Annotated in this window: 21 protein-coding genes; 15 read left to right on the plus strand and 6 right to left on the minus strand. The window is 61.3% G+C overall.

The genetic code is table 11. From position 1 onward, the window contains the following. Positions 1–5: 5 nt before the first annotated feature. Together ACFX4T_RS21780 and ACFX4T_RS21785 are read right to left on the minus strand one after the other, a co-directional pair. A complete protein-coding gene (locus ACFX4T_RS21780; RefSeq protein WP_377654079.1) occupies positions 6–464 on the minus strand; it encodes a hypothetical protein in 459 nt (152 codons plus the stop codon). A 268-nt stretch (positions 465–732) separates the two neighbouring features. Then, complete coding sequence (locus ACFX4T_RS21785) at positions 733–1,527, minus strand: GAF and ANTAR domain-containing protein (RefSeq protein WP_216922502.1); 795 nt, start codon at positions 1,525–1,527, stop codon at positions 733–735. A gap of 270 nt (positions 1,528–1,797) precedes the next feature. Here ACFX4T_RS21785 and ACFX4T_RS21790 point away from each other — a divergent pair, with 270 nt between their 5' ends. The 8 genes from ACFX4T_RS21790 to ACFX4T_RS21825 all read left to right on the plus strand — a co-directional run bounded on the left by ACFX4T_RS21790 (position 1,798) and on the right by ACFX4T_RS21825 (position 10,417). Next, complete coding sequence (locus ACFX4T_RS21790; protein WP_223947614.1) at positions 1,798–2,130, plus strand: hypothetical protein; 333 nt, start codon at positions 1,798–1,800, stop codon at positions 2,128–2,130. A gap of 729 nt (positions 2,131–2,859) precedes the next feature. Continuing rightward, a complete protein-coding gene (locus ACFX4T_RS21795; RefSeq protein ID WP_216922506.1) occupies positions 2,860–3,651 on the plus strand; it encodes a DeoR/GlpR family DNA-binding transcription regulator in 792 nt (263 codons plus the stop codon). Continuing rightward, positions 3,648–4,634: a 1-phosphofructokinase family hexose kinase gene (locus tag ACFX4T_RS21800; protein ID WP_377654081.1), complete on the plus strand. Its 987-nt coding sequence runs from the start codon at positions 3,648–3,650 to the stop codon at positions 4,632–4,634. The genes ACFX4T_RS21795 and ACFX4T_RS21800 overlap by 4 nt, the downstream gene beginning before the upstream one ends. Before the next feature lie 2 nt (positions 4,635–4,636). Next, positions 4,637–6,691 (plus strand): fructose-specific PTS transporter subunit EIIC, encoded by a 2,055-nt coding sequence (locus tag ACFX4T_RS21805; RefSeq protein ID WP_377654083.1) that lies wholly within the window; start codon positions 4,637–4,639, stop codon positions 6,689–6,691. Between the two features lie 75 nt (positions 6,692–6,766). Beyond that, a complete protein-coding gene (ptsP, locus tag ACFX4T_RS21810) occupies positions 6,767–8,479 on the plus strand; it encodes a phosphoenolpyruvate--protein phosphotransferase (RefSeq protein WP_223947611.1) in 1,713 nt (570 codons plus the stop codon). Between the two features lie 35 nt (positions 8,480–8,514). Further along, positions 8,515–8,793, plus strand: a complete 279-nt coding sequence (locus ACFX4T_RS21815; protein WP_223935423.1) for an HPr family phosphocarrier protein — start codon at positions 8,515–8,517, stop codon at positions 8,791–8,793. Between the two features lie 126 nt (positions 8,794–8,919). After that, positions 8,920–9,609, plus strand: a complete 690-nt coding sequence (locus tag ACFX4T_RS21820; protein WP_377654085.1) for a helix-turn-helix domain-containing protein — start codon at positions 8,920–8,922, stop codon at positions 9,607–9,609. After that, complete coding sequence (locus ACFX4T_RS21825; protein WP_377654087.1) at positions 9,602–10,417, plus strand: hypothetical protein; 816 nt, start codon at positions 9,602–9,604, stop codon at positions 10,415–10,417. The genes ACFX4T_RS21820 and ACFX4T_RS21825 overlap by 8 nt, the downstream gene beginning before the upstream one ends. A gap of 163 nt (positions 10,418–10,580) precedes the next feature. On the opposite strand, the gene ACFX4T_RS21830 is transcribed toward ACFX4T_RS21825, so the two are convergent. Continuing rightward, positions 10,581–11,537, minus strand: a complete 957-nt coding sequence (locus tag ACFX4T_RS21830) for a DNA topoisomerase IB (protein WP_223947607.1) — start codon at positions 11,535–11,537, stop codon at positions 10,581–10,583. Positions 11,538–11,558: 21 nt separating this feature from the next. Then, positions 11,559–12,038 (minus strand): Dps family protein, encoded by a 480-nt coding sequence (locus tag ACFX4T_RS21835; protein ID WP_216922520.1) that lies wholly within the window; start codon positions 12,036–12,038, stop codon positions 11,559–11,561. Between the two features lie 303 nt (positions 12,039–12,341). Here ACFX4T_RS21835 and ACFX4T_RS21840 point away from each other — a divergent pair, with 303 nt between their 5' ends. Then, positions 12,342–12,512 carry a hypothetical protein gene (locus ACFX4T_RS21840; protein ID WP_018778938.1) on the plus strand — a complete coding sequence of 57 codons (171 nt, stop codon included), beginning with the start codon at positions 12,342–12,344 and terminating at the stop codon, positions 12,510–12,512. Positions 12,513–12,691: 179 nt separating this feature from the next. Here the strand turns inward: ACFX4T_RS21840 and ACFX4T_RS21845 are convergent, their stop codons facing one another. Continuing rightward, a complete protein-coding gene (locus ACFX4T_RS21845) occupies positions 12,692–12,958 on the minus strand; it encodes a hypothetical protein (protein ID WP_377654090.1) in 267 nt (88 codons plus the stop codon). A gap of 115 nt (positions 12,959–13,073) precedes the next feature. On the opposite strand from ACFX4T_RS21845, the gene ACFX4T_RS21850 reads away from it, so the two are divergent. Together ACFX4T_RS21850 and ACFX4T_RS21855 are read left to right on the plus strand one after the other, a co-directional pair. Beyond that, positions 13,074–13,592 carry a DUF6328 family protein gene (locus ACFX4T_RS21850; protein ID WP_223947605.1) on the plus strand — a complete coding sequence of 173 codons (519 nt, stop codon included), beginning with the start codon at positions 13,074–13,076 and terminating at the stop codon, positions 13,590–13,592. A gap of 36 nt (positions 13,593–13,628) precedes the next feature. Further along, positions 13,629–13,895, plus strand: coding sequence for a Rho termination factor N-terminal domain-containing protein (locus tag ACFX4T_RS21855; RefSeq protein ID WP_223947604.1), 267 nt, complete (start codon positions 13,629–13,631; stop codon positions 13,893–13,895). A gap of 76 nt (positions 13,896–13,971) precedes the next feature. Here ACFX4T_RS21855 and ACFX4T_RS21860 read toward each other — a convergent pair whose 3' ends face one another. Continuing rightward, on the minus strand, positions 13,972–14,664 hold the full coding sequence (locus ACFX4T_RS21860; RefSeq protein WP_223947603.1) for a FadR/GntR family transcriptional regulator: 693 nt from the start codon (positions 14,662–14,664) through the stop codon (positions 13,972–13,974). Between the two features lie 244 nt (positions 14,665–14,908). Here ACFX4T_RS21860 and ACFX4T_RS21865 point away from each other — a divergent pair, with 244 nt between their 5' ends. The 4 genes from ACFX4T_RS21865 to ACFX4T_RS21880 all read left to right on the plus strand — a co-directional run bounded on the left by ACFX4T_RS21865 (position 14,909) and on the right by ACFX4T_RS21880 (position 19,302). Continuing rightward, the gene (locus ACFX4T_RS21865; protein WP_377654093.1) at positions 14,909–16,126 is read left to right on the plus strand and encodes an aminotransferase class V-fold PLP-dependent enzyme; all 1,218 of its coding nucleotides are present in this window, start codon (positions 14,909–14,911) and stop codon (positions 16,124–16,126) included. A gap of 69 nt (positions 16,127–16,195) precedes the next feature. Next, entirely contained in the window at positions 16,196–17,491 is a 1,296-nt protein-coding gene (locus tag ACFX4T_RS21870) for an ABC transporter substrate-binding protein (RefSeq protein WP_377654095.1), read from the plus strand. A gap of 6 nt (positions 17,492–17,497) precedes the next feature. Continuing rightward, a complete protein-coding gene (locus ACFX4T_RS21875) occupies positions 17,498–18,469 on the plus strand; it encodes a carbohydrate ABC transporter permease (RefSeq protein WP_377654097.1) in 972 nt (323 codons plus the stop codon). Further along, complete coding sequence (locus tag ACFX4T_RS21880) at positions 18,466–19,302, plus strand: carbohydrate ABC transporter permease (protein WP_223947599.1); 837 nt, start codon at positions 18,466–18,468, stop codon at positions 19,300–19,302. The genes ACFX4T_RS21875 and ACFX4T_RS21880 overlap by 4 nt, the downstream gene beginning before the upstream one ends. Positions 19,303–19,390 lie beyond the last annotated feature (88 nt).

Here is a 19,390-nt window from a genome sequence, read left to right on the forward strand (position 1 = left end):
CGTGGTTACCCCACGTGGCGCGGAACCTCCATCTGGAAACCGCAGCGGCAATGAAGCACCTGCGTTTGCAGGTAGACCTCGAACAGGCTCGGGCCGCCCAAGTCGTCGGTGCTCCGGGGTGGCTCGATGATGCTCTCCGAGGGGCGTCCCAACGTCATGGGCTCGCCACAGTGCGTGCAGCTGAACCACAGTCCGGCTGCGGACGTAGACAGGAATTCGGTTTGGATCTCCGGTACTAGTTCGACCAGGGGCACGGGGTGGGCGTAAAACGTATCGCACTCACTGCAGGTGTAGCTGACTTCAACGATTTCGGACTGGTTCGGCTCTGCTTCTACAACGGTCTCAACGAAAATGTACGAGTCAGTATCGCAAACTGTGCACCAAGGCCGTGTGGCGGTGTCAAAAGTTGCGGGTTTCGCCCCAACCATGGGTTTAGGGGCGGGAATAGGGGATCCAAGCGTCATTGCCATTCTCCTTTATGCACGTATCCACCGCGAGGTGGGTTCCGACAACATATTGAATCGCGTCGGGAGAAGCTGATTGCTCCTCGAGGAGGCCTGCATGGATGCACGCGGCGAGCCGGCCGATTGTGGCCACAGCTTGAGGTGCAGTTCTTGTACCATCTTGGATGGTTTCAGGTCATGAGTCTCCAAGGGCTATCTGCTTAACCCACCTATGAATGTAGTTCATTAGTGGCGGGCGTCACAAGTGCGCAAGGTCCGCCGCAGCCTCCTACGGCTCAAAGTGGGCCACCGGAGCTTGCTCCGCCACAGCCTTGATGAGCTGCTCAGCCACATCCCTAAGTTTTTGGTTGCGGCCATTGGAAGCCTTGGTAAGGATCTTGAAGGCCTCATCCTGGCTACAGCGGTTTTGGCCCATAATGATGCCGCAGGCCAAGTCAATCACTGTCCTCGACTGCATTGCCGTCTGGAGGTCGTCAGCATGCTGCTGCTTAACGCCAATCCTCACGGCCAGCCTCAGCGAACGCTCGGCCTGGCTGGCGTACAGCTCACAATTCCGGATTGTCTCTTCGTCGTAGACATGGGCCTTCGGGGCAAAGAAGTTCAGGGCTGCAGTTGCCCCCTCATCCAACTCCAGCGGGACGCAAAGGGCTGAAAGGTGCCCGCGTTCCGCGATGACGGTGCAGTACTCGGACCATCTTTCCTCGGTGGAAGTATCGGGTACATGCACTGTGGTATGGCTGCGCATGGCCTCCAGGCACGGGCCATCACCGTAAGCTTGCTGAACTTCATCGATCAGCCTCGCTTCATGGGTACTTCCGGCCACAGTGGCAGAGCGGCGTCGCCTGCTCAAAGTGATGCCGCACAGGACGTCCAGGCCTACAGTTTCGGAAACGGAGGCCGCGGAGAAGACGGCAAGATCGTGCAGGAATCCCGCTACATCATCGCTGTCGATCACCAAGTCCTGAAGTTGTTCAGGCACCGAAACGTCGTCAGGCGATGGGGCAATATCCGGCGCCGTTGGGACATCGTCCGGCACCGCAAAATCAACGCGCATTTCGTCCATGATTCAGTTTACGATCGTCCGGAGCCAACTCGTCACCCCCTGAAGAACAAGCACCGAAAACCTTGCATCTGCGGTGCTCCTATGTGCACAATCTAGCTAGAGTCCGCATCGTCGGACAGGCTTTACAGCTCATGCAGACGGGCACCCCGCATTAACAATGCAGAGGTAAATCCCATGTCGGCCCAGCCCGAGTCCAGAGTTCCCGACGAAGCCCACCAACCAGACGAACCCCTATGGTGTACACGCTGCAATACCGACCAACATTTGGTGGTGGATTCGATCCAATCGCATTACCCTCCCACCCCGAACACGGTAGATGTGGCCTACGAATGCCACGCCTGCAACTACTCCTACGACCAGACCGCCACGGTACAAAGGGTGGCCGTCGTCCTGAACCGCCCCGGGGTTTCCCAGGGAATACTGCAGTTCGGGGGCCAGTACTTGCACTGCGGGGAACCCATGAGGACCAGTAGCTGCGAGCTACGGCGGATCCAGGCCCCGCTTGTCCTGAAGCCTGGGGGCCAACTACGCATGTACGAGGTCATCATCAATACCCGCATCCTCCGCTGCCCGTGCGGCTTCCGCATGGAAATCCCGGACTAGATGCGGTAATCACGCGCCATCAGCAACGAAGCAAGTTTTAACAGAGGTAGAGGAACAGGAAGGGAAAACATGCAGACCGATTCAAAGAAGGACGAGTCTCCAGTTACCGGGACTGATCACAGGCCGGTTAGAAAGCACAAGCTTCCGGATCCGCCGGACCCAGACAATCTTCCGATCGACTACCCCGCCTCCGGGTGGGATATCAACAGGTACTCCCCGAGTGTTGCGCGCGAGCTTCATCGGCGTGCCACCCACCTACGGGGCGTTTGACCTTGAGTGACTTCCCGCCGGACCCTTCACATCCCGATCCCACCAGGGAACCGGGACCCACACCGGAGCCCGTTCCCCTTCCGGAACCAGGGCCTCCCCCGGTCCCAGACCCAACGCCGGGGCCAACTGTGCCGTCACCCCCGGCGCCGCCGGGTCCTGGACAACCGTCTGGACAACCGCCTCTTTAGGAGGTTTCCCCCCATAGACCGGATCCCGGCAAATCCCCCAGTCAGGATCCGACGCAAGGGCATGTCGCACTACAGGGAGTGCGGCATGCCCTTTGGCGCGCCCCGAAGGCACCCGCGAGCCGAGCATCCCACCACATGCAATCTTTGTTTATGTTGATTTCTATTGACTTACCAACATAAACAAAGATAGAGTCAAGCAATTCCACATCGTTGTGACAGCAGTCACTGATGCGGCTGCACTAACAAATGGCTTTACCGCAATGGAGGGTAAGTGTTCGCTGAAGAGCGCCAACAACTGATCTCCGCACTCGTCGCCGAGCGCGGACGGGTGAGCGTCACCGACCTCGCCGACCGTTTCAGCATCACCACGGAGACCATCCGCCGTGATCTCGCAGCTCTCGAAGTTTCGGGGAGCCTGCGCCGCGTTCATGGTGGGGCCGTCCCTTCGGACCGCTTGAGCACCCGCGAGGAAAGCATCCTTGAGCGCGCAATCCAGCGCCAATCCGAGAAACACCGCATCGCAACTGCCGCACTCGCCCTGATTCCGGAACTCACCACGGGGAGCATCCTGCTGGACGCCGGCTCCACAACGGAAACCCTGGCAGACCTGCTCGCCCAGCGCACACCCGCAGCCAACGGCAACGAAGAGCTCGTGGTCATCACCCACGCCATTCCCATCGCGGGCAAACTCTCCTCCACAGCCGGCATCGCCCTCCAAATCCTGGGCGGCCGCGTCCGCGGTCTGACCCAGGCCGCGGTGGGACAGTCCACGGTGGAGGCCGCCTTCAAGCTTCGTCCGGACATCGCCTTCGTCGGCGCAAACGGCATCCACCCCACCTTCGGGCTAAGCACGCCCGATCCTGAAGAAGCCGCGGTAAAAGCCGCCTTCGTCAAGTCAGCCCGCCGCGTTGTGGCATTGGCCGATTCCTCCAAGCTGGACGCCGAGACATTGGTCCAGTTCGCCACCCTGAAGGATGTTGACACTTTGATTACAGACAGTGAACCCTCCGCTGAACTCAGCGCAGCCTTGGCCGACGCCGGCGTTGACGTGGTGATCGCATGATCGTCACACTGACGGCCAATCCAAGCCTGGACCGCACAGTCGAACTTCCGGCACCTCTCGCCCGCGGCGGGGTACAGCGCGCTGTCGCCGTCCACCAGGAGTCGGGCGGAAAAGGCGTCAACGTTTCCCGCGCCCTGGTGGCCTCGGGCCTGGAAACACTAGCCGTCCTTCCGGGCGCTGACTCGGATCCGGTACTTTCCGGACTGCACGACGCCGGTGTGCCGTTCGCTGCCCTACCCATCGGTCAGGCGCTACGCAGCAACGTCACCCTCACCGAACCGGATGGCGTCACGACCAAGATCAACGAACCCGGCCCGGAGCTGAGCGACGAACAGCAGGAAGCCCTGATCGGGCTGTTGCTGGAGCGCTCCCGTGGCGCCAGCTGGGTGGTTCTCGCCGGTTCGCTCCCACCAGGAGTGCCTGCGGATTTCTACGCCACAATCGCTCGTCGCCTCCGGTCGAACACTGATGGGTCGGCCATCCCCGGCATCGCCATCGACTCTTCCGGGGCTCCGCTTGCGGCAGCTTTGAAAGGCGATGCTGCAGGAAAACCCGATCTCCTCAAGCCCAACGCGGAAGAGCTCGCAGAGCTCGCTGCCGCTGCCGGTTTCACCATCGTCTCAACCGCTGACGAACTGGAAGCAGACCCGGCGAGAGCCGCCCAAGCTGCTGCCGCCGTCGTCGAAAGCGGTGTGGGCGCCGTTCTGGCAACACTCGGATCCAAGGGCGCAATCCTGGTGACGGCTGATGGGGCGTGGCTTGCCACGCATCCTCCCATCCAGGCCGTCAGCACGGTGGGTGCCGGGGATTCTGCACTGGCCGGCTACTTGCTGGCTGCTATCCAAGGCGGTTCCGCCCAGGACTGCCTTCGTCAGGCCGTGGCACATGGTGCCGCTGCTGCTTCGCTGCCGGGCTCCACTGTCCCTGCAGTCCACCAGACAACCCCCAACGCCGTAACCATCACGGCCCTCCAGAAGGACTAACAGTGACTCAGCTGATAACACCCCAATTGGTCACCCTCGACCAGAACCTGGGCGACTCCCCTGCCGACATCATCCGCGTTCTGGCCGGCAAAGTCGCCGCTGCTGGCCGTGCTTCCGAGGTTGAAGGGCTCTTCACGGATGCCTTCGCCCGCGAGCAGAAGACCGCTACCGGCGTCCCCGGCGGCATAGCGATTCCGCACTGCCGCTCGGCCGCAGTCACCGAGCCCGCCCTTGCCATGGCCCGTCTGTCCCACAAGGTGGACTTCGGCGCCAAGGACGGCCCGGCTGACCTCATCTTCTTCATCGCAGCCCCGGACGGCGCTGATCAGGAGCACCTGAAGCTGCTCTCCAAGCTGGCCCGCTCCCTCATCAAGAAGGACTTCACGGCAGCGCTGCGCGCCGCAGCCACTGAGCAGGACATCGTGGACCTCGTGGATGGAGCCTTGGCTGACAAGCCGGCCGCCGCGGCCGCCGAACCTGCAGCGGCACCCGCTGCCGCTGGAGCTACTGCCGCATCGACCACGACGGCGGCTGCCGGACCCAAGCGCATCGTCGCTGTGACCGCGTGCCCCACTGGCATCGCCCATACCTACATGGCGGCTGACTCGCTGGTTGCCGCAGCCCAGGAAATGGGCGTCGACCTCCAGGTTGAGACCCAGGGTTCCTCCGGCGCCAAGCCGCTGGATCCGGCCATCATCGCCGCTGCCGACGCAGTGATTTTCGCTGTCGACGTGGACGTCCGTGGCAAGGAGCGCTTCGCCGGAAAGCCGGTCATCAACGCTCCGGTCAAGCGAGGCATTGATGAACCCACCAAGATGGTCCAGGAAGCGTTGGCTGCTGCGGATGACCCGCACGCACGCCGCGTCCCGCACTTTGGTGCCGAAGAGCAGGCCGAGCGTGCTGCTGAGGAAAAGGGTGAGCACATCGGCCAGAAGCTGAAGCGCGCACTCCTCACGGGTGTTTCGTACATGATCCCGTTCGTAGCCGGTGGCGGCCTGTTGATTGCCATTGGCTTCCTGCTTGGCGGTTACGAGATCACGGGCTTCGCCGACAAGATGCTGGTTGAGAACAACATCTTCAACCTGCCCACCGAGTTCCCGAACAACGCTTGGGGTCCGCTGGGCGCCTACATCGGTGCCGTGCTGTTCAAGATCGGCGCACTGTCCCTCGGATTCCTGGTTCCCGCCCTGGCCGGCTACATCGCCTACGCCATCGCTGACCGTCCCGGCATTGCCCCCGGTTTTGTTGCCGGCGCTGTATCCGGGTTCATGGGTGCAGGCTTCCTGGGAGCCATTGTTGGTGGTCTGCTGGCCGGCTACATCGCCTTCCAGATCGGCAAGCTCGATGTTCCCCGCTGGCTGCGTGGCCTGATGCCTGTGGTCATTATTCCGTTGCTCGCCTCCCTGGTGGCCTCCGGCCTGATGTTCCTGATCCTCGGCGCACCGATCGTGGCACTGACCAAGGCACTCAACACCGGCCTTTCGGGCCTGACCGGCGCTGGCGCAATCGTCCTCGGCGTCATCCTTGGCCTGATGATGTGCTTCGACCTCGGTGGCCCTGTCAACAAGGTTGCCTACTCCTTCGCAGTTGCCGGTCTCGGTACCGCCACCGTGGCAAACCAGGCACCGTGGCAGATCATGGCCGCAGTGATGGCAGCGGGCATGGTTCCGCCGCTCGCCATGGCCTTGGCTACGGTGCTGGACAAGAAGCTGTTCTCCTTGGCTGAACGTGAAAACGGAAAGGCCGCATGGCTTCTGGGTGCATCGTTCATCTCCGAGGGCGCCATCCCGTTCGCCGCTGCTGACCCGCTCCGCGTCATCCCTGCCAGCATGGTGGGCGGTGCCGTAACCGGTGCCCTGTCCATGGCATTTGCGGTCACGTCCAAGGCTCCACATGGTGGCATCTTCGTGTTCTTCGCAATCGACAATTTCCTGTTGTTCTTCCTGTCGATCGCTGTCGGTGTGGTCATCACCGCCCTCCTGGTGATTGCCCTCAAGCGCTGGGCTGTCCGCAAGCCTGTTGAGGCCGAGGCAGTTCCCGTCCCAGCAGGCGTGTAAGTCCCAGCAGGCGTGTCAGCGCCGGCAGATACCCCGTCAGCCCAACAGCACCCAAGCAATCAGAGGACCAGATACATGCAGACCTTCTCAGGCGTAGGCGTAGCTCCCGGGCGCGTCCTGGCACCGGTAAAGCAGATGCCGAAACCGGTCCAGGAACCGCACGCGAACGTCAACATTCCTGCCGACGTCACGGTTGAATCGCAGGGGCAGCGCATCAAGGACGCTGCCAAAGCGGTCCAGGCGGAACTGAGGGCCCGTGCGGCTACGGCCAACGGAGAAGGCAAGGAAGTCCTGGAAGCAACGGCTTTGATGGCCGCCGACCCCATGCTGGTGAAATCGGCCATCAAGCTGTTGTCTCCCGAGGCTCCAGGCGGTGCACGGACTGCTGAACGTGCAATCTGGGAGGCTGGCGGAACGGTAGCTGAGACCCTCAAGGGCCTGGGCGGGTACATGGCCGAGCGCGTGGCGGACGTCCTCGATGTCCGGGCACGCATCGTGTCTGAGCTTCGGGGCCTGCCAGCACCTGGGATTCCCGCCTCTGATGTCCCCTTCATCCTGGCGGCTGAGGACCTGGCGCCTGCTGATACTGCAACGCTGGACCCCTCCAAGGTAGTCGCGCTGATTACCTCCAGCGGCGGACCTCAGTCGCACACAGCCATCCTTGCCCGCGCTCTTGGCCTGCCCGCCGTAGTCGCTGCTCCAGGCGTAGACGAGATTGCGGACGGCACTGAGGTTTATGTGGATGGCGCCGCAGGCACCATCACCGTTGAGCCCGGTGAAGACCTGCGGTTGGCTGCCAAAGCGTGGGCCACACAGGCTTCCACGCTGACGGCCTTCAGCGGGAACAACACCATGGCAGACGGTTTCCGGGTGCCGTTGTTGGCAAACGTTGGCACTGGCGCGGATGCGGTCAAAGCGGCCGACGCCGGCGCCGAGGGCGTTGGACTTCTGCGCACGGAATTCTGCTTCCTGGATCGCGACGACGAACCCTCTGTGGAGGAACAGATCGCGGCCTACGGGGCGGTCTTTGCAGCCTTCCCGGGTAAGAAAGTTGTGGTCAGGACCCTGGACGCGGGCGCGGACAAGCCCCTGCCGTTCCTCACCAATGCCGACGAACCGAACCCTGCTCTCGGTGTCCGCGGATACCGCACGGACCTCACGTCCCCCGGTGTCCTCGAACGGCAGCTCGAGGCCATCGCCGCCGCCGAAGCAGCCAACAACGCCGAGGTCTGGGTCATGGCACCCATGATCTCGACGGCGGACGAGGCCGCGCGGTTCGCCACACTTTGCGCCGCCGCCGGACTCAAAACACCGGGCGTCATGGTGGAAGTTCCTTCGGCAGCGCTCACCGCCGCCACAGTTTTGCGCGAAGTGAGTTTCGCTTCCCTGGGCACAAATGACCTCACCCAGTACGCCATGGCAGCGGACCGCCAGCTTGGTCCGCTCGCCACCCTGAACGATCCGTGGCAGCCGGCAGTCCTGCAGCTGGTCAAGCTAACGGCCGACGGCGCCGCCCAGGTCAGCGGCGAAACCGGCACCGCAAAGCCGGTTGGCGTCTGCGGTGAGGCAGCAGCAGACCCGGCCCTCGCCGTCGTACTCGTTGGACTTGGCGTGGCGACGCTGTCAATGAGCGCCCGGGCGCTTGCCGCCGTCGCCACCGTACTTGCCACTGTGACTGTTGCCCAGGCGCAACAGCTGGCAGCGACCGCCCTGGCGGCTCCCAACGCAGCCGCGGCACGCAGCGCGGTCCGGGCCCAGCTTCCCATCCTGAACGAGCTCGGCCTCTAGAATTCCCCACAACCACCCACATCAAAGGAGCACCAATGCCTGAACGTACCGCCACCATCGCAAGCCGCGTCGGCCTCCACGCCCGTCCGGCAGCCATCTTCGCTGAAGCCGCAGGCGACCTTGACCTCGAGGTCACGATCGCCCGTGAAGGCGAGCCGGCCGATGACGCCATGGACGCAGCGAGCATCCTGTCCCTCATGAGCCTGGGCGCCTCCCACGGCGACGTCGTAGTGCTGCGCGCCGAAGGCGAAGGCGCAGAAGCAGCCCTGGACAGCCTGGTGAAGATCCTCGAAACGGACCACGACGCCGAGTAAGACCATTTGAAGGGAGCGCTCTTAGCCGCTCTCGCGGGGCTAGCTGTAGACGAGACGTGCAGATACCGTTACATGTGTAACTATTAGCGTATTGACACTATTAGTTACACATGTAACGGTTAGTCCATGAGGAAGAGGCGTGAGCTGACGGTTGCTGAGGCTGCCGAACGCCTGGGTCGAAGCAAGATGTCCATCCACCGACTGATTGATTCGGGCCAGCTGATGCCTGCGGGAACGGCAGGCAAGACCATCCTGATCGAGCCCTCATCGGTCGAACGTCTGGCTATCACGGGTACCCGCAGGGGTAGGCCCTGGACAGCGAAAACAGCATGGGCGGCGTTAGCACTGCTCTCCGGCCAAGACCCCAACTGGGTATCCACGTCCGAGAAGTCCCGCCTCAAGAGCCGTCTCCGTACACTGGACGCAAACGCCGTCTGTTCCCTCGCGCGGCACAAAGACCACACCATCCGGTACCGCGCCACGCGGGAGGCCGTTGACCGGCTGAACGATCACCTTATTGCCAGCGGCGCCTCTGCCATGCGGGACAGATCCACCGCGGAAACCTTCGGCCTGTCAGGAGGTAGCGGGATCGCGGAAGGCTATGTCATGAGTGGGGATGCCCGGTCCCTCGCCAATGCCTTCGGACTGGTTGAAGACGCAGACGGCAACGCCATAATCCACGAAGTCGGGTTGGAGGAACCGTTCACTGAAGGACGCGTACCCGTGGCCGCCATCGCTGTGGACCTCATGGGCTCCCTGGCCACCCGGGAACGCACCGCTGGCCAGCGCGTCATCGACAAGCTGCTCCATGGCTGAACCTGACCTGACGGAAGTGGTCATGGCCTCTGGCCGGCCAGTCTGGGACATCCCCGTTCCACCGGGTGGCTGGGGCACGCCGTGCCCGCAGTGTGTTGAACTGGCCAGGGCACTACCCTCCACTCAATGGACGCTCGTAGGTGGTCTCATGGTCCAGCTTCACTCCGCCGCAGCTGGGCTGGCCGCCTCCCGACCCACCGCGGACGTTGACATTGTGCTGCACGTTGAAACCGGGGCGGCAACGACGGCGTCGGTAATCGCCGTCCTGTCGACACTCGGCTATACGCTACAGAAATCCATCGACCATGACGCCCCGGCCCACCGCTTTGTCCGCGACAAGGAGCAGATCGACGTCATGATTGCCGACCAAATGCCTACAGAAAGAGTGCCGACGATCGGCGGCCGCAAACCGTTCCAGGTATCCGGCGGCACGCAGGCGCTGCAGCGCACGGTCAACTGTCGGCTGACCGTCGACGACGACGATCCCGTTCTCATCAGCATCCCCAACGTGCTGGGCGCCCTGGTCATGAAAGGCGCGGCTTACCGGGAGGACTCCCGCGACAAGGACCGGCATTTGGATGACGCCGTCGTCCTGTGCGCCAGCATCAACAACCCGTTGGCCACCGCCAAGGAAATGAAGGGCAGCGACAAGTCCCGGGTTCTGGCGCTGCATAAAGTCCTGGAAGACCCGGGCCACCGGTCCTGGCAATTGCTGGAGCCCCCAGTCCAAACCCTGGCGCAAGACGCACTGCGTATCCTGTCCGCAAACCTTCAAGTGCCGCCGGCAAACCGACTCAGCAGACGTTGATCAACACGCGCCAGGGAGGCAAAAACCACTCAAGGCGGGCCGCCTTCAGTGGCCGACCCCGGCTTCCAGTTCTCCCAGGTAGGCTCTGAACGTACCACCACCATCGCAGGCCGCGTCGGCTCCGCGCCCGCCCGGCAGCCATCTTCATGAGCCTGGTGAAGATCTAGCTCTGCTTCCCAATGAGGAAGGCTGCAATCGAGGCCTCGGTGGGACTTACGGCCTGCAATTCCCCGGACAGGTAGGCCTCCACGATCCTGGGGTCCACATAGGAGGTACGCGCCACGGTGGGGGTGTTGCCCAGCAGTTGGGCGGCGTCCTTCATGGCCTTCACCAAAGCCTGGGGCCGCGTCATGGAGCCTTCGGACTTCAACAAGGACAGGGCCGCCGCCGAGGTCCCCTTCCACGTACGGAAATCCTTGGAGGTGTAGGCGGCTCCGGCGATTCCGCGCAGAAACTCGTTGATCATGGCAGCATCTATCGAAACCCATGAACCATCGGATTGGTAGGCCAGCAGCCGTTCCTTGCCTGGCCGGCGCGCCAGCGGCCCCAGGAAAGCTGCCAGCGCGGGATCCTGGATGGAGATGTCCCACCACTGCCCGCTCTTGCCAGGGAACTTCAGGCCGACGCCGTTGTCCTTGATTCGCGCGTGCCGGCACCTGAGCGTGGTGAGTCCATAGGAGCCGTTCTGACGCATATAGCTTTCAGAGCCCACGCGGAGAGCGCCAAGATCCATGAGACGCACGGCTGCGGCCAGGGTCTGCTGCCGGGGAGACGAGGTGTCTTTCAAGTGCAGCGTGACAGCCCGGCGAACGGCAGGGAGCACCGAGCCCAATTCCGCGGCCCGCTGGAACTTCTCGGTGTCTTTACGTTCGCGCCATCGGGGGTGGTACATGTATTGGCTTCGACCCGCAGCGTCCACCCCCGTGGCCTGAATGTGCCCATTGCTGTCGGGACTGATCCACACCTCGGTCCACGCAGGCGGGATCGCCAGCGCATTAATGCGCTGGCGATCCTCTTGGCCTACCAGGCTCCCGTCGGGATACCTGTAGCTGAAGCCTTTACCTGACCTGCGCCGTTCAATGCCGGGCTTGGAAAGGTCGCTTCGCCGAAGCCTTGGCATTTTCAGTAATCGAGTCCAGGGCTAGGCTTCGTCGGGATCCGTGACCGCGGCTCCCGCGCCCATGATTTCGGCGTTGATCATCCATACGAGCTGCTCCAGGCGGGCGATGAATTCGTGCAGAAGATCCGCTGTTGTGGGGTCTTCTTCATCCACCTCGTCATGGACATCCCGCATCGTCTGGACGGCCCTCTCCACACGCTCGGTCACCAGCTTGACGGCGTTCTTGGTGTTGACCAGACCGCCCGGGAATTCTTCAAGGCGCGTGCCAGCCGAGATGGTCCCGCTCCGGCCATCGGGGAGCGCGTGAAGGGCTCTCATCCGCTCCGCGGTGTCGTCCGCGAATTTACGGGTGGCGGCAACGAGTTCGTCCAACTGGAGGTGAAGGTCACGGAAATTCGGACCGACGATGTTCCAGTGCGCCTGCTTGCCCTGGAGCTGTAGCTCGATCAGGTCAGTCAGGACGATTTGAAGGTTGTCTGCAAGCTGTTGTGACGCTTTCATGTTTTCCTCTCCTTGGACGGTCGGTGCAAGCGAAAAACCCTGATGTCGAATTCCTTCGATGTGGGTCAATCATCAAGTGGCGACTTCAATAACTCTTTCATAAGGATGCTTAGTAGTACAATGAAGAGTGTTGCTGTTCACATCTGGCGAACTCCACCCCATGGTGGGGACCGGAAGTGGTAGCGATAAAAGGTACTCGGAGGCGGTGGAACGCTCCCAAGTACCCGTAGAAGTAAATAGGAATGCATAGTCAGGAATCCAAAAGATTCTTTGCGGATTCCCCCAGAAAGGAATGTGCTGACCATGAACACGCTTCTGATCATTGCTGGTGTAGTTGCAATTGTCCTTCTGTTGGTGGGCGGCTTCTCGCAGGCCCTGAACTGGCTGCTGTGGGTAGGCGTGGTCCTCCTCGTTATCGCAGCTATTGGCTGGTTGCTCAGCTTCATGTCCGGCCGCAGGGGACATACGGTATAGGGCACGCACCGCGACAATGACCCGCACCGGCCAAGTACTATGGTCGGCCTGCCGATGAATACCGCGGAACGTGAGGACTGTCCCACCGCAGTGGAACTGTAGGCAGGGGCAGTCCTCCGGCGCATCCGGCACCCGGACAGCCACCTCCGGCACCGGATACCCCCACCCAAACAGGCGCTTTAGCCGCCCGTCGTGGGAGGAGGTGCCGCGTCAGGATCCCGTGGAGTAGGGAATTCGTCCGGCGATTCCGGAACGGGAGAAGTATCCGGGTCCTCCGGAGTGGGGCTGCCCTCAGGTGGTTCCCCCGGTCCGGGAGGCGTTCCCGGCGATGGCCGTTCGGGTGTTTCTCGCTCCGATCCCTGTCCGGGCAGTTCCTGCTCCGGGGTTGGTGTGCCATAACCGCCGGCAGCGTCTTCCGGGTCAACGCGGTGTTCGTCCTGACTCACTTCTTCCTCCTTGGAAATCCTTTGAGGCCCCGAAAATTGTTCGAGGAATGCTGACAGTTCGACCGTAGTCCGGTGTAGTGTCAGCGTCCACCAATAGCTATCTGGAGGTGTACGGATGATAGAGCCGGAGCAGGTTCCCAGGACCGGCAGGAACGAATCCGTTGAAGAACGGATGGACCGTAACTGGATGGAGCTGATCCAGGAACTGCGGGTGCTCCAGACCGGCGTGCAGATCCTGGGCGGCTTCCTGCTGACCCTGCCCTTCCAGGCGCGCTTTGACCACTTGGACGATTGGCAGCGCGGCCTCTACCTCTTCAATGTCATGGCAGCAGCCCTGACAACTGCTTTGATCCTTCTTCCGGTCAGCGTGCATCGCCGCCTTTTCCGTCGGGGGCTCAAAGCCACGCTCGTCTCCAGCGCGGACGCCATCACCAAATGGGCATTGGGAGGCGTAGCCATCCTGATTGTGGGTTCGGCCACCCTGGTCTTCGATGTGACCGCCGGCCGAACAGCAGCCGTGGTTGCCGGTAGTTTCATCATCCTGGTCCTGCTGCTCCTCGTTGTGGGCATGCCCATCTGGCTGCAACGGCGGGCCCTGCAAAACGGGAACGGCAAGAGTGGAAATGCACCGTGAGCAAAACTGACATCAATACGAGAAAGGAAGCGCGCCATGCCTGGAAAGAAGAATTCGAGTCTGAAGGACCCGAAGCTATATGAAGAACTCCGCGACGAAGGGGCCTCCAAGGAGAAAGCGGCCCGCATTTCAAATGCTGCGGCCAAGCAGGGGCGCCAGGAAGTAGGCCGCAAGGGAGGCAAGTCCGGAGACTACGACGACTGGACTGTGGACAAACTGAAGTCCCGCGCCAAGGAACTCGGAATCAAGGGCTACTCCGGCAAGAAGAAGTCCGAGATCATTTCAATGTTGCGGAACCACTGATATTCATAAAGAAAACCGCGTCGGCCGTTCATCATCACCGGCCGACGCCGCTTCGCTAATTAGCCGCTGAGCCGCATTAGTCGGTGAGCCGCGGGACGGGCCTTAACCTTTTGAGCCAGGTTTCAGTCTGCGCAATGTGTGCCGCCATCGCAGTCGCAGCCAAAGTGGGGTTTCGCTGGGCAATCGCCTCCACAATCGCAGCGTGGCCGGCCGTGCTCCCTTCACGCACAGTGGTGCCCTCGTCGCCGTCGAAAATATGGAAGTGGCCACCACGCGAACGGAAAAGGCGCACCAAGCCGGCCAGAGTGGCGTTACCGCTTGCCCTGCAGATTTCCTCGTGGAACTGCGAATCCAGTTCAGAATATTCGGAAGGGTCGTCTGTGCCTTCCATGCCGGCCACCAGCGCCGTCAGGGTAGCCAAGGCGGCAGGTGTTGCATTTGCGGCAGCTGCGGACGCGGCGTGCGACTCCATCAATCGTCGGATTTCGAAGAGCTCCAAAAGGCCATCCAAGGGAAGCAAGTCCACCAGCAGCGCGAAGTTCTGAAGGATGACGGTGGGTTCTAAAGAGGAGATATAGGTCCCCGAACCGTGCCGCGACTCCATGATTCCAAGTGCTGACATGGCGCGGACAGCCTCCCGCAGAGAGCTCCTTGAGACTCCAAGCTGGGCGCACAGCTCCGCTTCGGGAGGGCATTTCTGCCCGGGCAGCAGTTCGCCGGAGGCGATCTTGTTTCGCAGGCCCTGCATGGCCGTTTCAACTGCACTCAATTAGCCGCCTCCTCCAGACTCGGTACACGCTACAGCACCTTTGCAAGTGAGTAGTGGTATGACATCTTGTCAGACTTCGTATCGCAAGACATCTTATCTCTTGCGAGGTATAGCGGCTAATTTGCTCGGATTCTCGCCAATCTTGGGAAAGTCATCTTATGACTTTGGAAAGTTGTCTGTTGTCTTGGCGCCACGTGTGAGGTAACTTACAGACAGTCCCGCCTCTCCGAGCAAGAAGGCCCCTGTGTACACAGCCAGCAACCTCACCGCTCCCCGTCCCATGATGACCCCGGACGGCGAGCCTTCCTCCTCCGACTGGAGCCTCACTCCCACCAAGGTCCACCTGAATCACGGCTCATACGGCTCCGTTCCCCGTGCGGCGCAGGAATTCCAACTGGAGCTCAAGGTCCGCATGGAAGCAAACCCTTGTACGTGGTTCATGGGGCAGTACAACGCGGTGGCGGCAGCGCGTACGGAAGTTGCCGCGTTCCTCGGAGTCGACGCCGTGCATGTGGCACTCGTCCAAAACGCCAGCGCCGGGGTCAGTGCCGTGTACAACTCACTGGAGTTTGCACCTGGCTCGGAAATCGTGATGACGAACCACGCCTACGGAGCCGTACTGCACGGGGCTTACCGGGTGGCCGGAAGATACGGCGGTCGGGTCCGAATCGCGGAAGTGCCGCTGGATGCGGATGCAGTGACCGCAATCGCCCTTGTCATGGCAGAAGTCAGCAACAAGACGGCCCTCATCGTGGTGGACCAAATCACCTCGGCAACGGCTCGGGCTTTTCCCGTAGAGGCCATCGCCGAGGCAGCATCGGCCAAGGGCATTCCCGTGCTCGTGGACGGAGCGCATGCGCCAGGGATCCTGGAATCGCCCGTTCCCGACTTTGACGGGTTCTGGGTTGGCAATCTCCACAAGTTTGCTTGCGCTCCGAGGGGTACGGCCGCCCTCGTCGCCCGGGGTCCACACGCCAACAAGCTAACCCCGCTCATTGACTCGTGGGGCTTTCCCCACAGCTTCCCGGAGAACTTCGATCACGTCGGAACCCAGGACGTTACCTCCTGGATGGCCGCCGGCACGTCGTTCAACACCATCGCGCAACGGTACAGCTGGGGAACTTTCCGCAGCTATGCCAACGCACTCTGCGACTATGGCGAGTCCCTCATTGGCAGCGCCTTTGCGGACTTCACAGGGCAGGACCACACAGTAGACGTCGGCATGCCCGTGGGGCCGCTGCGCTTGGTCCGCTTGCCGCAGGGCCTTGCCACGACGCACGAGGATTCGCATAACGTTCGGGCTTTCATCTCGGACGAGCTGGACATCGAAACAGCGGTGACCACCCATAACGGTGAGGGTTTCCTGCGACTCTCCGCCCACCTCTATAACTCGCCCACGGACTTCGAGATTTTCGCCGCGAAAGCCGTACCTGAACTTGTGCGGCTCGCCCGAGCCCTCTAGACACCACCACCTGCGCCGCGCTACCGACGCAGGGATTGCCCACCTCAACCAAATCAACGGAGGACCCACGTGAAATCCAGAATAATGGCGTCTGCGGCAGCAGGCCTGGCGGCTGTTCTTGCACTTGCCGGATGCGGCGGCGGCCAGAATGCTGCCGATGGCAAAGTCACCTTGAAGATGGTGGAAAGCCTGACCAACCCAACCAGGACAGAAACCCTGAAGAAGCTGATTTCGGGCTTCGAGCACGAAAACCCGGGCATCAAAGTCGATCTCATTTCGCCTCCCACAGATCAGGCTGATCAGAAGATCCAACAGATGCTCCAGTCCGGCAAGGGGATCGACGTCGTGGAAGCGCGTGACATCACGGTGGGATCCTTCGGCGCCAACAATTGGCTCTATGACATGACCAAGGATCTGGACGGCTGGGATGGCTGGAACAACCTGACGGAAAACGCGGTCACGTACTCAAAGCAGAACGGCAAGACCTACTACATCCCTTACGGTTTCTACGGCCTTTCCCTGTTCTACCGCTCCGACCTCGTCAAGAACGCCGGGTTCGACGGTCCGCCCAACAGCTGGTCAGAGATGGCGGAACAGGCCGAAGCCCTGAACAAGCCATCGGAGAACAAGTTCGGATATGCGTTCCGCGGGGGAACCAATGCAAACTCCAACGCCGTGGCCATCATTGAGGCCTACGTAGCTGACGAGATCGACCGTGAGAACGCCTTCAAGCTCACCAGTGGCAAAACTATCTTCTCCTCCCCCAAAGCTCAGGAGGCGATGGACCTTTACATCGACCTCTTCAAGAAGGGATCGCCACCGTCCTCCGTGGCATGGGGCTACCCGGAGATGGTCCAAGGCTTCAGCAACGGCTCCACGGCCTTCCTGCTGCAGGACCCGGAGGTCATCGCCACGGTCAAGGAATCGCAGTCCATCAGGGAAGACCAGTGGAACGTTGCTCCCCTGCTGGTGGGCCCGGGCGGCAAAGCAGTGCAGCCGGTAGCCTCCGCTGGCTGGGGTATCGCGGAGTCGTCAAAATCCAAGCCGGAGGCAGTCAAGCTCATCAAATACTTGGCGCAGGGAGACGCCGCCACCACCTTCAGCAAGGACAACAGTCTGGTCCCCATCCTCAAGTCCGCAGCACAGGACAGCTTCTACAGCACCGGTCCCTGGGCGGCCTACGTCAAGATGACCGAGAACCCGGATACGTACGTTTCCGCAATCCAGCCCCGCAGTGTCTCTTGGTGGACGGAGTGGATCAAGAAGTCCGACGGCGAACTGCAGCGGGTGCTCACGGGGCAGATGTCCACGGCCGAGCTGCTGGCAAGCTGGGACACGTATTGGACCGAAAAGATGAAGGGATAGCTTCCGGTGAGTCTCGACGTCAAGCGGGCCGCACCCCCACTATCGGGCCGGAAGACCGTACAGCCGGATCCCGGCAGTGGCACCCTGTCCAAACGACGGTTCAGCGCCCGGACAGCTTTTACCCTGCTGGCCTTCCTGGCACCGGCCGCCTTGTTCGTAGGGGTATTCACCTACTACCCCATGATCTCCGGCAGCCAGATGGCATTCCGGAACTGGAACCTGAACGACCTTTCGGACACATCCTGGATTGGTTTTGCCAATTTCCAGAGCCTGTTCGATGCCCCTGAGTTCGGGACAATCGTCCGCAACACGGTGGTGTGGGTGGTTGGCTCGCTGGTTCCGCAAGTGGTGATCGGTTTCGCGGTGGCGCTGTTCCTGAAGCGGCGGTTCAGGATGCGTGGAGCCTACCAGGCCATGATCTTCTTCCCATGGGCTGTATCCGGCTTCCTCATCGGCATGCTTTTCCGGTGGATGTTCAATGCCGAATTTGGCGTGGTCAATGACCTGTTGATGAAGGCGGGGCTCATCAGCTCGCCCATTCCGTGGCTGTCCGATCCCGGCTTCGCCATGACGGCCATCATCATTGCCAACATCTGGTACGGCGTAACGTTCTTTGCCATCATGATCCTCGCCGCCCTGCAGTCGGTGTCCGACGAAATGTACGAGGCCGCTGCCTTGGACGGTGCCGGAAAGGTACGGACGTTCATCAGTATCACGCTGCCGAGCATCGCCACTACTTTGGCACTTACCATCCTTTTGCGAGTGATCTGGATCTTCAACTTTCCGGACATCATCTTTGCCATGACCGGCGGTGGACCGGCCGATCAAACCCACATAATCACGACGTACATGATCAAGATTACGCAGGAGGGTGACTACGGAAAGGCGTCCGCGCTTGGCTTGATCGTTGTGCTCACCCTGATGCTGTTCGCTGCCTTCTATCTCATGGCTGTCCGCTTTCGAAAGGGAGCCCAATGATCAACAGTCCGACGCTCGCAGGCAGGATTTCCAAGGTTATTTTCCTGGCGTTGTGCCTGGTCGCCACCGTGTTCCCGTTGTACTGGATCGTGGTGACGTCCCTAAAGGAGCCGGGGGCGATCTATTCGCTGCCACTGGATTACTGGCCGCGGCAATTGTCCCTGGACAACTACATCGGGCTCTTCACGAAGTCCGACTTCGGCCAGTACATGCTCAACAGCCTGGTGGTGGCGCTGGTGGCCGCCTCGGTGGCAACACTGATTTCGCTGCTCTCCGCCTACGTTCTGGCGCGGTTCCATTTCTCCGGACGCGGTGCCGTGCTGGGGGCATTCCTTGTGACGCAGATGATTCCCGGATTTATTGCCCTGGGTCCCCTCTACCTCATGATGACCGACTTCGGACTGGTGGATTCCAAGACAGGGCTGATCCTGATCTATATCGCGATCTGCATTCCCTTCTGCACCATCATGCTCCGTGGCTTTTTCGAGAATGTTCCTGACGCGTTGGAGGAAGCCGCCATGATTGACGGCTGCTCCAGGCTGAGTGCACTCTTCAAGGTCATTGTTCCCGTGATGCTGCCCGGCATTGCAGCGAGTTTCGTCTTCAACTTCGTCAATTGCTGGAACGAGCTGTTCTTGTCCGTGACCCTGATGAACAGCGACAGCAACAAGACCATTCCGACGGCGTTGGCCGGCTTTATCTCGAGCTTCAACATTGACTGGGGTTCCATGTCTGCTGCTGCGGTTCTGACGGTGGTTCCAACACTGGTGATCTTCGCCTTCGCCAGCAAGTTCATCGTCCAGGGACTCACCGCGGGTTCAGTCAAAGGCTGAGGAAAACGCACACAACTGGGTCGCATTTGTGCGCGTTTAGAGCGCCCAAAACGCGCACAAATGCGACCAAGTTGGGAGCCCGACGCCG

The sequence above is a fragment of the Paenarthrobacter sp. YIM B13468 genome (assembly GCF_042788025.1).
Lineage (GTDB): Bacteria > Actinomycetota > Actinomycetes > Actinomycetales > Micrococcaceae > Arthrobacter > Arthrobacter aromaticivorans.